This window comes from Dyadobacter sediminis (genome assembly GCF_005860765.1).
GTDB classification, from domain to species: Bacteria; Bacteroidota; Bacteroidia; order Cytophagales; family Spirosomataceae; genus Dyadobacter; species Dyadobacter sediminis.
Genome location: NZ_VCEI01000021.1, coordinates 666762 through 681816 on the forward strand (window position 1 = coordinate 666762; position 15055 = coordinate 681816).

The 15055-nt window shown below is 43.3% G+C and carries 14 protein-coding genes and 1 riboswitch; of the genes, 5 read left to right on the forward strand and 9 right to left on the reverse strand.

Translation table 11 applies throughout. The features are described from left to right. Nucleotides 1–3 precede the first annotated feature (3 nt). The 4 genes from FEM55_RS10065 to argS form a co-directional block, all read right to left on the reverse strand. Complete coding sequence (locus FEM55_RS10065) at nt 4–897, reverse strand: 1,4-dihydroxy-2-naphthoate polyprenyltransferase (RefSeq protein WP_138281195.1); 894 nt, start codon at nt 895–897, stop codon at nt 4–6. 21 nt (nt 898–918) lie between these two features. Beyond that, nucleotides 919–1299 carry a DUF5618 family protein gene (locus FEM55_RS10070; protein WP_138281196.1) on the reverse strand — a complete coding sequence of 127 codons (381 nt, stop codon included), beginning with the start codon at nt 1297–1299 and terminating at the stop codon, nt 919–921. Between the two features lie 96 nt (nt 1300–1395). Beyond that, the gene (locus FEM55_RS10075) at nt 1396–1980 is read right to left on the reverse strand and encodes a glutathione peroxidase (RefSeq protein ID WP_138281197.1); all 585 of its coding nucleotides are present in this window, start codon (nt 1978–1980) and stop codon (nt 1396–1398) included. Between the two features lie 107 nt (nt 1981–2087). After that, a complete protein-coding gene (gene argS / locus FEM55_RS10080) occupies nt 2088–3866 on the reverse strand; it encodes an arginine--tRNA ligase (protein WP_138281198.1) in 1779 nt (592 codons plus the stop codon). A 161-nt stretch (nt 3867–4027) separates the two neighbouring features. Between argS and FEM55_RS10085 the strand changes: the two genes are divergently transcribed. After that, nucleotides 4028–5575, forward strand: a complete 1548-nt coding sequence (locus FEM55_RS10085) for a hypothetical protein (RefSeq protein WP_229209186.1) — start codon at nt 4028–4030, stop codon at nt 5573–5575. A 10-nt stretch (nt 5576–5585) separates the two neighbouring features. On the opposite strand, the gene pyrR is transcribed toward FEM55_RS10085, so the two are convergent. Next, nucleotides 5586–6125: a bifunctional pyr operon transcriptional regulator/uracil phosphoribosyltransferase PyrR gene (gene pyrR / locus FEM55_RS10090; protein ID WP_138281199.1), complete on the reverse strand. Its 540-nt coding sequence runs from the start codon at nt 6123–6125 to the stop codon at nt 5586–5588. Between the two features lie 66 nt (nt 6126–6191). Between pyrR and pth the strand changes: the two genes are divergently transcribed. After that, the gene (gene pth / locus FEM55_RS10095; protein WP_138281200.1) at nt 6192–6752 is read left to right on the forward strand and encodes an aminoacyl-tRNA hydrolase; all 561 of its coding nucleotides are present in this window, start codon (nt 6192–6194) and stop codon (nt 6750–6752) included. A gap of 707 nt (nt 6753–7459) precedes the next feature. Here the strand turns inward: pth and FEM55_RS10100 are convergent. Beyond that, complete coding sequence (locus FEM55_RS10100) at nt 7460–8851, reverse strand: OmpA family protein (protein WP_138281201.1); 1392 nt, start codon at nt 8849–8851, stop codon at nt 7460–7462. 72 nt (nt 8852–8923) lie between these two features. Between FEM55_RS10100 and FEM55_RS10105 the strand changes: the two genes are divergently transcribed. Then, on the forward strand, nt 8924–9808 hold the full coding sequence (locus FEM55_RS10105) for a DMT family transporter (RefSeq protein ID WP_138281202.1): 885 nt from the start codon (nt 8924–8926) through the stop codon (nt 9806–9808). A 9-nt stretch (nt 9809–9817) separates the two neighbouring features. On the opposite strand, the gene FEM55_RS10110 is transcribed toward FEM55_RS10105, so the two are convergent. Then, complete coding sequence (locus tag FEM55_RS10110) at nt 9818–10606, reverse strand: PhzF family protein (protein WP_138281203.1); 789 nt, start codon at nt 10604–10606, stop codon at nt 9818–9820. A gap of 285 nt (nt 10607–10891) precedes the next feature. Continuing rightward, nucleotides 10892–11833 (reverse strand): M20/M25/M40 family metallo-hydrolase, encoded by a 942-nt coding sequence (locus tag FEM55_RS10115; RefSeq protein ID WP_138281204.1) that lies wholly within the window; start codon nt 11831–11833, stop codon nt 10892–10894. A gap of 140 nt (nt 11834–11973) precedes the next feature. Then, a riboswitch (SAM riboswitch) is annotated at nt 11974–12080 on the forward strand. A 161-nt stretch (nt 12081–12241) separates the two neighbouring features. Here FEM55_RS10115 and FEM55_RS10120 point away from each other — a divergent pair. Then, on the forward strand, nt 12242–13294 hold the full coding sequence (locus FEM55_RS10120; protein ID WP_138281667.1) for a homoserine O-acetyltransferase family protein: 1053 nt from the start codon (nt 12242–12244) through the stop codon (nt 13292–13294). Between the two features lie 68 nt (nt 13295–13362). Beyond that, the gene (locus FEM55_RS10125; protein ID WP_138281205.1) at nt 13363–14139 is read left to right on the forward strand and encodes a M48 family metalloprotease; all 777 of its coding nucleotides are present in this window, start codon (nt 13363–13365) and stop codon (nt 14137–14139) included. Between the two features lie 31 nt (nt 14140–14170). Here FEM55_RS10125 and FEM55_RS10130 read toward each other — a convergent pair whose 3' ends face one another. Then, nucleotides 14171–14947, reverse strand: a complete 777-nt coding sequence (locus FEM55_RS10130) for a glycerophosphodiester phosphodiesterase (protein ID WP_138281206.1) — start codon at nt 14945–14947, stop codon at nt 14171–14173. Between the last annotated feature and the right edge of the window lie 108 nt (nt 14948–15055).

The following is a 15055-nucleotide window of genomic DNA, read 5'->3' on the forward strand; positions in this document are numbered from 1 at the left end:
ACTCTATAAAATAATCCCTAAACCAAAAAGAATCACAAACAGCAACGTGGAAAGTGCCATTTGTTTCAGGTACGGGTCCAGTTCGCTGGCTTTCTGCAATCTGGAAACGGCCAGACCGTTTTTGATAAAAAGCGGAAAACTGAGCAGGAAAAACAGACTTGTATACCCTGAAAAATTCTGGATTGTATAAATTAGAACACACAGCATGCCGATCAGGAGAATGCACCAATGATAACGGATCGCCTTTTCCCTGCCAAGTCTGACCGGAATGGAATTCTTGCCCGTTGCCCTGTCCGATTCTATGTCGCGAATGTTGTTAATATTCAGAACGCCAACTGCGAAAAGTCCGCAGCTTGTAGCCGGAAGCAGCAAACTCCAGTCCCATACATGCGTATGCAGATAACTGCTGCCGAGAACACCGACCCATCCAAAAAAGATCAGTACCGAAAGGTCGCCAAGCCCGACATAGCCATACGGTCTTTTGCCTGCGGTATAAGTGATGGCAGCGATAATACATGCAATCCCGATTCCAAGGAATACCCAAAATACGTTTGCTGAGGCATTGCGTAAGGCAATCGTCAACAGTGAAATGCCGGAAACCAACGCAAGTACCGAAAAAAGAATAATCGCTTTCAGCATAGCGGAAGCCGGAATATGGCCGGAATGAACGGCCCGGCGCGGGCCTTCACGCAAGTCTGTATCCTTGCCGTTCACTGCATCGCCGTAATCATTGGCGAAGTTGGAAAGTACCTGAAGAAGAATGGTTGTTAGAATGCTTAAAGCTGCAACGGACCAGCTGAAATTACCTTTGGAGGCGGCCAGAAAGCAACCCATTAATATGCAGGAAAGCGCAAGAGGCAAAGTGCGCGGGCGTGCCGCTTCAATCCAGGGATTCATTTTATATCAATTTGATTAACATCATGCCTGAGCTTTCATTTCTGCCCAGTCAATGATTTTTTCTGCAAGCTGCAAACCTTCTGAAGAAATGGCTGCACTCAGATTTCCATCATAACTCATGGAAAGATGCAGTGTATCGTAAGCTGCCAGAAATGCAGATAATATTTTTTTGTCTACCGCAGAAAGTTCCTTCTGATACCATTCTACACTTTTCCTGCCTTTTTTATTTCCCCCGAGAATGCTGTCCAGTGCGACCAGAACGCCGGTGTAAGCAGTATGTCCGGCCATTTTTACGTATTTACGATCCGTGTAATAACCATCTTCTTTAAGCGCTTTGTCACGCAGGATTTCCCTGGCGTTGGAAAGGTATCTTTTGGCTTCTGCAATTTCATTGATTTTCATAGTGTGCTGTTATGTTTTCCATTTTTAGTATATTAATCAGCGGAACCAGATCAAATTTATTGATCCCGGCTCCGCTGATCATTGCATTTCAAATCATCAGATTCCGACTGCCTTTAAAAATTCAGGATCGGTTGGTAAGATTTTGGATGCAAAGAAATTTGTCAGTTCACCATTTTCATTGACAACATACTTGCAGAAATTCCAGGTCGGAACTTTGTCGTTCCAGCCGTTGAGGTCTTTTGTTGTAAGCCACTTGTAAATAGGCGCCTGATCTTCGCCAAGAACAGAAACTTTTTCAAACATCGGAAATGTAACGCCGTACGTTTTGGAGCAGAAAGTAGCAATTTCTTCACTGGTTCCCGGCTCCTGACCGCCGAAATTATTGGCAGGAAAACCCAGAACGACCACTTTATCGCCATGTTCCTTGTTGAATTTTTCCCAGTCAGCGTACTGTTTGGTATAGCCGCATTTGGAAGCAACATTCAGGATAACCACTTTTTTTCCTTTGTATTTGCTCAAATCCACCGTTTCGTCGCCTACGAGCGATTTTACTTTGAAGTCGTACAAGGAAAGTTTCGCAGTTACATGTTCCGCAGGTCTTTTGGCAATTTCGGATTTGTCAGCAAAAATACCGCTGAATAAAGAGGCAATCATAATAAAAAGCGATTTTACGAGGTCCATGATAAGAATTGGTTATTGTTAGATTTTAACTGTTTGACTGTATAATATACGTAATTTTTAACAAAACGATTCATCCTTTTTTTACTAATAACCCTGCTTACCAACAGCTACATACGTTCCGGTACTTCTATGCCCAATAACCCCAAAGCTTTGCGAATCGTTTCCGAAACTACTTTTGATAATGCAACCCGGAATTGTACGGCTTCGGGATCAGGATCGGAGAAAATGGAAACCTCGGCATAAAACTGGTTGTAGACTTTCGCCAGTTCAAATGCATAAAGCGAAATAACCGAAGGAGCAAAGTCACCGGCGGCGCTCAATACCCTTGCAGGATATTGCGACAACATAAAAATCAGCTCTTTTTCAGCTTTGTGCACTTCATAATTCGCTGATGGCAATTTGCCTTCAATCCCGGACTGCTCCGCTTTTCGCATGATCGAACGGATCCGCGCATAAGTATACTGAATGAACGGCCCGGTATGCCCTTGAAAGTCAATGGATTCTTCCGGGTTGAAAAGCATTCTTTTTTTAGGGTCCACTTTCAGAAGAAAGTACTTTAACGCGCCGAGTGCAAGCTGGTTATAAAGCTGATTGGCTTCCTTGCTTTCAAAATCATCAATTTTTCCAAGTTCCTGCGTGCGATCAGAAGCGGTCTGAATCATCTGCGAAATCAGGTCGTCGGCATCGACAACGGTACCTTCGCGCGATTTCATTTTACCGGAAGGCAAATCGACCATTCCGTAACTGATATGATAACAACCTTCGGCATACTGGCGGCCGAGCCGTTTCAGGATGGCAAAGAGCACTTTGAAATGATAATCCTGCTCATTGCCCACAACCCACAAATAGCGATTGTTATGGTAATCATTGTTTTTCAGTTCCGTAGTTCCGAGATCCTGCGTAATGTAAACGGAAGTTCCGTCGCCGCGCAAGACCAGTTTTTCATCCAGTCCTTCTTCTGCAAGGTCAATCCAGACCGAATTATCGCTTTTCCGGTAAAAAACATTTTTTTCAATACCTTCTTCAATAATGTCTTTTCCTAACAGGTACGTATTGGATTCATAATACGTTTTATCAAATCCGACGCCGATCTTGTTGTACGTTTCACTGAAACCTTCATACACCCAACTGTTCATTTTTTGCCACAAGGCTACCGTTTCCGGATCGCCGTTTTCCCATGACAGCAGCAGTTGCTGTGCTTCCAGCATCCACGGCGCTTTTTTTGAAGCTTCATCCTCAGGCATGCCCTGCGCTACAAGTTCGCGGATCTGCGATTTGTACTCAATATCAAATTTTACATAATACTTTCCCGCAAGGTGATCGCCTTTGATGCCGCTGGATTCCGGCGTTTCGCCGTTGCCCAGTTCGCGGTAAGCCAGCATGGATTTGCAGATGTGAATACCGCGGTCGTTGACAAGACAGGTTTTTACCACATCATAGCCGCCTGCTTCCAGTATTTTCGACAAGGAATCACCAAGGAAATTATTCCTCAAATGTCCCAGGTGCAAAGGTTTATTGGTGTTTGGAGAAGAAAATTCCACCATAACCGACTGACCATTAGCAGGAAATGTACCGAACGCCGTATCGCTGAGGATCTGGTCAAACAGGTTCAGCCACGTGCTGTCTTTGAGGTTAATGTTCAGAAAACCTTGGACAACATTGAAATTATCTACAACTAAGCTATTGTTTTTGAGATAGTTGCCAATAATCTGCCCGATTTCTGCCGGCGCTTTGCGAGTGGATTTGGCTAATGGAAAAGTAACAAAAGTATAAAATCCTTCAAATTCTTTCTTTGTAGGTTGTAAAATGATGTCTTCGGCAGAAATGTCAAAACGCTGTTGGATTGCTTTTTGAATGTCTTGCTTTAAAATGGCTTCAATTGACATGAAAAATAGGGTCAAGCAGGAGAGCAGATTCTGTTAAAGAATGATATTTCTCCAGGTTTTTATTTGATTGAAATTATTTACAAAATAAATAGCAATGTTATTCTTTTTGATGCAAAATTAGAGTAATTATTGATGAGACTCACACCCCGGACAAAGAAGTTATGAATATCCATCCATTATATTCGACGCGGATTTACATGATCCTGCTGCTGGGCCTGTTCCCGCTATGCGGCGCATGGGCGCAACTGCAGCAATCGGACCGCCTGGAAATTAAAACAAGTTCTGCTACACCCGAGGAATTTGAAGTATTTAGTCTGGGCGAGCGTGGAATATTATCTGTAGTGCGGGGAAATGATTATGGTAACAGCCGCAATGAACAATGGCAGTTTGTAAAATATGATACCACGCTGAAAGTACTCTGGCGTACAACTTACAAACTGGATTTCAGATATATACCGGTAATGGCCTACAAAGGTGCGGAAAGCGGTTACTGGCTGTTTGCCGAGCCGGACACGGATCGTTTTTTGTTTATGCAGCTCAATTTCAGTGATGGCTCCATTGATACATACAAAGGAAACTTGCTGGCCGGCGTAGATGTGCAGCATTTCAAGGTTATGGGAAGCAAAGCGCTTGTTTCCGGTTATTACCGCTCACGCCCGATTGTCATAGTGCATTCCTTTTTTGATCACACGACACGCGTTTTGCCGGGATTGTTCGAAAAAAATACAGAACTTAATAATGTTGATATCAATGAAGTGGACGGCTATATCAATGTAATTACGTATGCCTATCGCAAAAAAAACTGTGTTTTTGAGATCAAAACTTATAATTACGACGGAAAGCTGCTTAAAAAAACATCGCTCAGCGATCCGCGGTATAGCTTTATTTCAGGTCAGATCGTTCCGCTGAACCCGGACGATTCTTATCTGATCGGCAATTACTCCGTTGGATGCACGCAATATTCCCAAGGTCTTTTTGTAACGCATATTGAAGACGACGAACCTCAGGAACCGCAGTTTATAGAATTTTCCCAGCTTCAGAATTTTTTCAACTACATGAAGCCGAAACGCAAACAGAAAATGCTGGAACGGATTGGTAAAAGAGAAAGCCTGGGCAAAGAAAACCGTTTCAGGTACCGGCTGCTTGTGCATGAACTGATCCAGACTGACAATGAAATCGTGCTCGTTGCGGAAGTTTATTATCCCAATCAGCGGTCATCCAATCCGGTTATTGCAGGCGGACTTTCCCGGCCTTATTTTTCGCGCTCGCTCGAAGGTTACCGTTACACGCATGCCATCGTATGCGGTTTTGACCTGAACGGTAAATTGATCTGGGACAATTGCATCACGATAAAAGATCTTACTAGTTATGATCTTCAGGAAATGGTCCAGATTACACCCGTTGACGATTATTTTGTGCTTGCATATCCGCAGGATGGTGAAATCCACACAGAGGTAATCAGCCGTAATACGGTGGTTGTGAAAAATGAAAAGTTCAAGATTGTGCCAAAGTCTGAAAAGGAAAAGGTTCTTAACAGCGAAGATGCTTATCTTTCTCCGTGGTACGGACAGTATTTTCTGGCTTACGGCATGCAGCGGCTGGGAACTTCATCCGTAGGCCAGGGCAGGGAGGTTTTCTATATTGACAAGCTTACGTACAAAACAGAAGACATCGGCAAAGCGACCAAAGCAGAAGCATCAAGGCCTTAATACGGAAGTTTCAGTCAACCATCCAGATCTGGTCGGAATGGAAGCCCTGTTCTTTCCATTCCACCTGTACGCGCTGACTTTCGACTGTACTTACATTCATGCCTACATAATCCGGATCAATGGGCAGTTCCCTGTTATAGCGTCTGTCGATCAGTACCATTAACTCGACCATTTTGGGACGCCCGAATGCGGTCATGGCATCCAGCGCAGCCCGGACCATTCGTCCGCTGGCCAGCACATCGTCGATCAGGATTACTCTTTTGCCTTCAATCAAAAAAGGTACATTGGTTTTGTTTGGCAACAACGGCGATTCCCGTCGACGGAAATCGTCTCTGTAAAAAGTAGCGTCCAGATAACCCAGCGGAATATTTTTGCCTGTACGTTCACGTAATTCCGCAATGATCCTTTCCGCAAAATATATTCCTCTCGGCTGCAGACCCATTACTACTGAATTTGAAAAATCCTGATGATTTTCAATAAGTTGCTGACATAACCGGCTGGTCATGATTTCAAGTAACGGGCTGGCTAGTATTAATCGTTTTTGGGGCATGATATAATTTCCCTGAATTTTAGCCTAAATTAAGTGCTCAAAAATGAAATCAAAAACTTTTATCAAATGAAATATCTTATTGCCGGGTTAGGAAATATCGGTCCCGAATACGCATTTACCAGACATAACGTCGGTTTTATGGTTCTGGACAGGCTGGCAGCACAGCACGATTTCAAGTTTTCCTTTGAGCGTCTGGCTTTTGTAGCGGAATGGAAACATAAAGGCCGGCAGATCTATTTTATAAAACCGACTACTTTCATGAATCTGAGCGGAAAAGCAATCCGGTATTATATGGATCAGTTTAAAATTCCGACTGAAAATTTGCTGGTTATTGTAGATGAACTGCAGTTGCCTTTCGGGACTTTACGGATTAAACCCAAAGGAAGCCATGGCGGGCATAACGGTCTAAAAAATATTGAAGAATTGCTTTTGACAACGGAATATCCTCGACTGCGGTTCGGAATCGGCAATAATTTTCCGCGCGGCAGGCAAGTAGATTACGTGCTTAAACCATTTTCCAATGAAGAGATGCCGGAACTTCCCATATTTCTGGACAATGCGGGAGATATGGTTTTATCTTTTTGTACTTTGGGGATACAGTCAACAATGAATAATTATAATCAATGATTGAATTATTTAAAGAAAATATAAATATTTCAAGATTGCAATTTATTCTGTTTGAAATTGAAATTGCCAAATATTAAATATTCTGGTACTTGTTAATGAGTATAATATTGTATATTTATAATTAATAAAAATATAATCTTCCAAATAAAATTTTGTTGAAGCGTTTTGAATGAATTTGTAATTTCAAAATTAATACGGACATTTGCATTGTAGTTGATGTAAAACGGAATTGAATAAATCCGGGAAGTACAAGAAGTCAAACTAGTGCTTGGACGAGGTTACAATTACAAAGCTGCGGAATGCAGTATTTACATAAAGAGATTAGAAGTTTAAGTAAAAAATAATTAATTGACTTCTTCTAATTTATTTGACGTATTTATTTGTATAGGAATGATTTTTTTGTAAAATTGAAAATGAGGAGTATTATTGAGTAGGTTGTTACTTTATAGTATGATACCAGATTCAAAAGTCAAACGAAAACTGAAATCTGCCTGATTTAAACAGGTTCATTTTAAAATTCGGAAATTATGTTTCTGAAAATAAACAGAATGGGTTTCAGAGTTCAATTAAAGAAAATATACAGAGTTGATTTATCTGAATTCGAGTATCCTGAAACGAATTTATTTAGCAACTTTTAGGTTATAAAAGATAAGAAAAGGTTAAGGGTTTAGGAATAGTCAGTATAAAGCCGTCTCAGTGAGATGGCTTTATCTTTTTACAGGCTCTGCCCATACTTCCACGCGGCGGTTGGATTTTTTCTGAGTTTCGGACTGATTTACTTTATTTGGTTGTGCCGGACCGTAACCAGCTCCTTCAATCCGGTTTTCAGGAATCCCTTTGCCCGTCAGATACGTTTTAATCGTTTCAACGCGTTTTCTGGATAAGTCCAGATTCTTCTCGAAATTGCCGGTATTGTCCGTATGTCCTTTCAGAATAATCTTCAGGTCCGGCCTTCTTTGAAAATAGGAAACAATGGAATCGATCTCGGAAAGTGCTTCATCTTCCAGCACTTCCGTACTTTGTGTGAAATACAAAGTCTTTAAAGGAGCATCGTAAGTTTCGGCTGAAAGGCTGATCAGCGATTTGACTTCTTCGTAGCGGTTGGACGTTTTAACCGCAATGCTCCGGGACTGGAAACCATTTGCCTGTGCCGATATTTTGTAAGACTCAAAGGGCGTAAGTTCGAATTTGTAAATGCCGTTCACCGTTTTAGCCAGTGCAACCAGTGAATCGTTCACACTTTTTCTGACAGTTACTTCGGCATCATTAACCGGTTTCAGATTTTTGCCATCGTAGACACGGCCGGTCACATTCACAAGATTGCGGTTGTTTTTGACAGGCTTCTCCGGCGCGGATGCCGTCACTTCCGGCTTTTCATCTTCGGATTTTGCAGTTTCCTTGTAATCTTTACTAATCGTCTGATAGCTCCGTCGGATAAAAACAGGCGTCATCACGCGGTCATAAACACGGATGAGCGCAATAGAGCCGGCACTTGATTCGTGGTTTGCAATCAGATCATCCTGAAAAAAATTGAGAACCTGATCATTGTCCAGCATTCCTTCCGTACCCGGGTCCTTGAATTCCAGCTTGGACTGGCCGTTGATATACATTTTAATGATCTTGGTTTCAAAATCGCGCGAATAGACGTAATGCACGTATTGGTTCGCTTTTACCGGCGCTTTTTCACCAATTGCAAAATCGTAAAAGTTCAGTTTTCCATCATATATGTAACTGCCGTAATCGCTTTTTCTGTTCTTGAAGTCCAGAACACGTTTCCAGCTGTCGAGCTCGTCCAGTTTGAAATAAATCTCAACCGTAAATGACTTGTTCAGAAACCCTTTTGCTTCGGAGTTGTTGAACTGAAGACCGCTGTTTTTTTCAAACCGGTAAGTGGTTCGGCTCAAATCATCGGATCCCGGGATCTTTTCCTTTATAAACTGGCCTGCCTGCCCGAGTGGTTTCAGCGCCGGTCCGGCATTTTCGATAGGAAGAAGGGCGTTATTAAAATCATATGTCCACTGGCTTTGGGAAAATGAAGGAAAATACAATCCGGTAAAAAGAATCGCCAGGATGTAACTTGCATTTTTTTTGCTAATCATGCCCAAAAATATAAAAAGTGAAAGCGGAAGCCGAAATGCATCACGTATTTTTGGCGCATAATAATTAGAAGTGTGAAAAATATTGCAACCGGAATTCTATTTTCCATATTATGGTCTTCTGCTTCTGTGGCTACCAAATTTGGTGTACAATCTGCTGCTCCGCTGATCCTGGCCAACATCCGGTTTTTTATAGCCGGCATTCTGCTGCTTTCGTTTTCCTATCTGTTCGGAAAAGACAAATCCTATCGTTTGCCCGACAAAAATGAATGGAAACAGCTGGCACTTTTCGGATTTTTAAATACAACGCTTTATCTGGGCCTCTACGTGTATGCCATGAAATATACCGCAGCCGGAATCGGCAGCCTTGCCGTTTCAGTAAATCCGCTGATTATCGTTTTATTGTCTGCCTGGTGGCTGAAAAGACGGCCGGGAACCAATGAATGGCTGGGAATTATTCTTGGAATGGCCGGTGTCGGCATTGCCACTTACCCGCTTTTGGCGGATAGTTACACGACGCTGGGCGGCATTGCGTTGCTTCTGATTAGTATGGTTGCCGTTTCCGCAGCAAGTGTTTACTATGCAACCGTAAAATGGACATTGCCCAACCTGCTTATTAACGGATGGCAGGTTTTTCTGGGCGGAATTTTCCTTCTTCCTGCCACTTTTTTCATCACTGACTTTTCGGCAACTGCATGGGATCAGCGTTTCTGGTTTTCTGTATTATGGCTTAGCCTTGCCGTTTCAATTATAGGGTTGATATGCTGGTTTTATTTGTTGCGAATCGATACAGTCCGGGCTTCTTTATGGCTGTTTCTGTGTCCGCTGTTCGGATTCTTTTTTGCATGGTGGCTTATGTCGGAACCCGTTACCATTTATACAATAGCAGGAACCGTACTCGTGATAGCCGGCCTGTATGCAGGACAGCGGACCAAACTGATGCGTAATAAAGAAAGCTGATCGGGAATTTCAATCCACCAGGATTTCACCCCGCAGGTACAGTTTTGCCTGGCCGCCAATCAGAACGCGTTCTCCGTCCAACTCGCATTTTAGGTATCCGCCGCGTTTGGAAAGCTGTTTTGCTGTCAGTTTGTTTTTTGAAAGTTTTTCCGCCCAATATGGAATCAATGTCGTGTGCGCAGAACCTGTTACGGGATCTTCGTCAATTCCGGATTGCGGTGCAAAAAATCTTGAAACAAAGTCCACATCGTTGCCGGCAGCAGTAACAATGATTCCTCTCGCCGGAATGGTGGAAAGAACAATGATATCAAAGTCGAGATTTTGCACAGCTTCTTCGGATTCCAGTACAACCAGATAATCGCTTTTGCCTTTGTAAACTTCCAGCATGGTGGTCGAATTAAGGCTTTCCATCAAAGCAGGAGGCGGAACGGCAACCTGGAAATGATCTACGGGAAAGTTCAGCGTGAGCCAGTCTTCCTTGCATTCAACGATCAGTTCGCCGGACCGGGAGCTGAAACGGATCACCTGTCCTTCGTAGCCTTGAATATTGAAAATGACGTAAGCCGTTGCAAGTGTGGCATGCCCGCAAAGATCGACTTCTACAGCCGGTGTAAACCAGCGGATATGGAACCCCGTTTCAGTCGGCACATAAAAGGCCGTTTCGGCCAGATTATTTTCGGCAGCAATCTGAAGCATTGATTCATCCGAAAGCCATTCGGTTAACGGAACAACTGCTGCAGGGTTTCCACAAAAAAGCTTGTCGGTAAAGGCGTCAATCTGGTAGATAGGAAGTTTCATGTAAATCGCAAATGGGGGTTGGCAATACCAAGGTATTAAAAATATTTTCTATTGAATGAAGTTGTCTCCGGAAAATTCTAACATTAATATTGGAATCAGAACAAATTATCCGCATTTCGCCAGTTCGGAAAATATAGTATCTGCTGCTTAACCAGCAATATTCATTTTTTCAAAACCTGTAAAGATCATTGCCGGCTCTTTGTGTTTCTGTTTATAAAGTTATAAATGTAAGAATATCTTTGTAAAATATGTTTACATTTCAAGATTCAATAGTTTTATAAATTTCTACTTTACTTCGGTAAACGTCAATTTTGGAAATTTCATGGCATTTTCAATCAGCCTGATCTGGACGGCAAGGATGCCGGCTTCTGCTTCAGTATCAATCTTTTCCGGATCATCCGTAGGTTTGTGATAATCGTCATGGCCGCCGGTATGAAAGAACAAAACCGGGATTTGCTTTGCATAAAAAGATCCGTGATCGGAGCCGCCGCTTCCTGCCCGATCTGTAAAAAATTTGATTTTACCCGTTACGTCCTTGAAAACAGCCGGCCATTCTTCACTGGTACCAAAGCCTCCGATGCCAACGCCGCGGTTCGGGTCGTACCGGCCAATCATATCCATATTGGACATAAAATTTACTTTATCCAGTGGAATCGTCGGATTGTTTACAAAATGCCGGGAACCCAGCAGGCCCAATTCTTCTGCGCCAAAGGCGATAAACAGAAAATTACATGATTCCTTCACATCATTTTTTGAGAAATACCTCGCCAGTTCAAGCAGGCCGGCCACTCCGGAAGCATTGTCGTCGGCGCCGTTGTGAATCTGGCCTTTCGGTTTTTCCGCTTTCGAACTTCCTTGTCTGCCCAGCCCGAGATGGTCAAAATGCGCCCCGATGATGATGGTATATGCAGCTCCGTTGTCCAGAAAACCGATGACATTTCTCGTTTGCCAGATACTGTCCGAAACCGTTACGCGCCTTACTTTTGCTGTAAAAGGCTGATAAAATCCATGAGTGCCTTTTGGCTGAAGTCCGTATTTTTTAAACTGTTTCTTTACGTATTCCGATGCTTTGTCATTTTCCCGGCTTCCGGTTCCCCGGCCTTTCATTTTGTCGGAAGCAAGTTTCCGGATATGGCGGGAAATGTTTTCGGGAGAAGGTTCTATGCTTTGGGAAAGAGAAATGTGAGCAATAAACAACAATAGAAATACAATCGGATAATTTTTCATTGAAACATGGAATCGTTGGCCGGCAAAGATAAAACCGTCCTTATTGGTTCAAAATAGTAATTGCGCTTTTATTTGCATTTTCAGGCACCGGCACTTAATATTGCACCATCAAGTCAATTGCTTCACTTTTATCAGCGATTGATTTATAAAGAAGAGGCGAGAGAATGGGCTCAATGAACCTCTGGCAACCTGCTACCATTTGGAGAAAGGTGCTAATTCCCACCTAAGTTATTAGGAGATATAAACTCAATTCGTGTGAACTTACTGTTAGAAATTTCCGTAAGCCGGATGGCTTTAATCTCGCATCTACAATTGAAAATCAATTTTTCAGTTGCTCAGGCTGCTTTTTATGCCATGCATGGAACGCAGCATATTTATTTTTGAATCAACCTTTGTGCTTTGGCACTTATGCAAGCGGAACAAAAGATCTTTAAATATCCATATCCCTATTTTCTGGAAATAGGAGGCGAATTGCCAGGCTTTGAACTGTCTTATACAACTTATGGCGAAAGGAATGCAGACGACAGCAATATTGTATGGGTTTGCCATGCACTGACAGGAAGCTCCAACGTTGCCGAATGGTGGGACGGGCTGGTAGGAGAGGACAAATACTTTAATCCTGCAAAATACTTTATCATTTGCGTCAACGTAATCGGTTCTGCCTATGGCTCAACGGGGCCGCTTTCCATTAATCCGAAAACGCGTGAACCTTATTACCGCAATTTCCCGACTGTAACCGTTCGCGATGTGGTCGGCGCGATGGAACTGCTGAGGCAGGAACTGGAAATTCGTAAGATCAAAATCTGTATCGGCGGCTCGCTCGGCGGCCAGCAGGCACTGGAATGGGCGGTGGAAGTGCCAGACCTTTGTGAAGAACTGATCCTGATTGCTTCCAATGCGCTGCATTCTCCGTGGGGAATTGCATTCAATGAATCGCAGCGGATGGCTATCGCCGCTGATCCAACTTACGCAGAAGATCATGAAGACGCGGGCAGTATGGGCATGCGCGCTGCAAGGTCCATTGCACTGTTATCGTACCGGAATTACGATACCTATAATTTTACGCAGGCACGCGACAATCCGGATCAGATTGATGATTTCCGGGCATCTTCGTATCAGCAGTATCAGGGCGATAAATTTGTGAAACGCTTCAATGCATTTTCCTACTGGGTGCTTTCCAAAATTATGGATTCGCATAATGTCGGCAGGAATCGTGGCGGGATCGTGCATGCACTGGGACTTGTAAAAGCCAAAACGCTGGTTCTGGGAATCAAATCGGACCTTCTTTTTCCTTTATCCGAACAGCAGTTCCTGGCAAGACATATTCCCGATGCTGTTTTTCAGGAAATTGATTCTTTGTACGGTCACGACGGATTTCTGATTGAATACAAGCAGCTTACGCAAGTAATCCGCGCCTGGCAGGAAACTAACGGGCAGCTTCAGACGGCAAGGATCGGGTAAAAATACAAGGTTTACGTTTGGTATGCATTTTGCAGAAACACCGGAATTTCACTTAATGGAAATTTTAAATGTTCAAATTCGGCGCCAGATTAATCTTTGCCCTTATTGTCGTTCTGATAACGTTATTCAATTATTTCAGTAAAACGCAGGTAAATCCTGTAACGGGTAGAAAGCAGCGTGTAAGCATGTCGCCGGAAGAAGAAGTGCAGCTCGGGCTGCAATCCGCGCCGCAGATGGCAGCCGAATTCGGCGGACTTTATAAAAATCAGGAAGAGCAGAATAAGGTAAAAGCCATCGGACAAAAACTGGTTCTGGCAACCCATGCCGACAAATCTCCGTATAAATTTGATTTTCACGTTCTGGCTGATCCCAATACCGTGAATGCTTTTGCTGTTCCCGGCGGACAGATTTTTATTACCATGGGCTTGCTCAAAAAACTGAAATCCGAAGACCAGATTGCAGGCGTTTTAGGTCACGAAATAGGACATGTCATTGGCAGGCATTCTGCCGAGCAAATGGCAAAAACGAACCTTTTACGCGGACTGGCCGGCGCTGCGGGCGTTGCCGGCGGCGACTATACCACGGCTCAGACTGCACAGTATGTAGCCAATCTTGTTAATCTGAGTTACGGACGTGACGATGAGCTGGAATCCGATGATTTTGGCGTAAAGTTCATGCTGGATGCCGGTTATAATCCCGAAGCATTGCTGGATGTTATGAAAGTGCTGGAAGAAGCGTCAGGCGGAAACCGTTCTGCTGAATTCATGAGCACGCATCCGAGCCCGGCCAATCGGACTGGGCGCATCAAGGCCGCTATCGAAAAATACAGGCAAACTAATAACTGAAAAAGGGTTCAGGAATATTCAGTCAGGAGGATCAATTCTGCTTTGTTAAGCCAAGCAGCAGTTCGGGCTCGTTGGTGGTGATAAAGTCAACGTCTTTTTCCAGAAACCATTTCATGGTCGCTTCGTCGTTTACAGTCCACACATTTGTGATCAGTTTTTGCTGGCGCATGGCAGCAATGTAATCTTCTTTTCTTTTGTAAACACTGAAATGATAATCCATTCCGTCCAGTCCGGCGGCAGCAATTTCTTCAGGTGTTTTGTCTCCGTTCAGGTATTCCACATGCGCTTTGGGCGCAAGTTCTTTTACTTTTTTACAAACGTCAAAATCGAAGGCAATGTAGTCCGTTATTTTCTCGGCTTTCATTCTTTTGACCATTTCAACGCATTTGGTTGCCAGCGCAAGCGAACGCTCTTTTCCCATGGAAGAAGTTTTGATCTCCAGAATAAGCCTCGTCTTTTTCTGTTTGGAACCGGCTTTCAGATACGCTTCCAGCGTCGGAAGGCTTTCGCCGTTTGCCAGTTTGATATTGGAAAGCTCGGCAGAAGTGGTTTTTTCAAGATGCGTTCCTTGGATTTCATGATCGTGCAGTACATAAAGGACTGAATCCGCCGACATATGCACGTCAAATTCACTGCCGTAACATCCAAGCTTGATAGCATGTTCCAGCGCAGCAATGGAGTTTTCCGTTGCGCCGGTATTTTTCCATGCACCGCGGTGAGCGATTACTTTGTTTTTGTTCTGAGACATACTTTCAAAATTGATCAGGCAAAGTAAGCCAACTGCAAGCGTTAAAATATACTTCTTCATTTTAGAATGATTGGATTTTTTATAAAAGTCAGTTTATAGCGGTTTATACCGCATGCTGTTCTTTCCATTGAAAGCCGGAAATTACGGCTAGTTTGAGTAAACGGTATT

Coding starts and splice junctions, on each gene's coding strand:
- FEM55_RS10065 (WP_138281195.1), bottom strand. CDS start 897: ATGAATCCCTGGATTGAAGCGGCACGCCCGCGCACTTTGCCTCTTGCG.
- FEM55_RS10070 (WP_138281196.1), bottom strand. CDS start 1,299: ATGAAAATCAATGAAATTGCAGAAGCCAAAAGATACCTTTCCAACGCC.
- FEM55_RS10075 (WP_138281197.1), bottom strand. CDS start 1,980: ATGGACCTCGTAAAATCGCTTTTTATTATGATTGCCTCTTTATTCAGC.
- argS (WP_138281198.1), bottom strand. CDS start 3,866: ATGTCAATTGAAGCCATTTTAAAGCAAGACATTCAAAAAGCAATCCAA.
- FEM55_RS10085 (WP_229209186.1), top strand. CDS start 4,028: ATGAATATCCATCCATTATATTCGACGCGGATTTACATGATCCTGCTG.
- pyrR (WP_138281199.1), bottom strand. CDS start 6,125: ATGCCCCAAAAACGATTAATACTAGCCAGCCCGTTACTTGAAATCATG.
- pth (WP_138281200.1), top strand. CDS start 6,192: ATGAAATATCTTATTGCCGGGTTAGGAAATATCGGTCCCGAATACGCA.
- FEM55_RS10100 (WP_138281201.1), bottom strand. CDS start 8,851: ATGATTAGCAAAAAAAATGCAAGTTACATCCTGGCGATTCTTTTTACC.
- FEM55_RS10110 (WP_138281203.1), bottom strand. CDS start 10,606: ATGAAACTTCCTATCTACCAGATTGACGCCTTTACCGACAAGCTTTTT.
- FEM55_RS10115 (WP_138281204.1), bottom strand. CDS start 11,833: ATGAAAAATTATCCGATTGTATTTCTATTGTTGTTTATTGCTCACATT.
- FEM55_RS10120 (WP_138281667.1), top strand. CDS start 12,242: ATGCAAGCGGAACAAAAGATCTTTAAATATCCATATCCCTATTTTCTG.
- FEM55_RS10125 (WP_138281205.1), top strand. CDS start 13,363: ATGTTCAAATTCGGCGCCAGATTAATCTTTGCCCTTATTGTCGTTCTG.
- FEM55_RS10130 (WP_138281206.1), bottom strand. CDS start 14,947: ATGAAGAAGTATATTTTAACGCTTGCAGTTGGCTTACTTTGCCTGATC.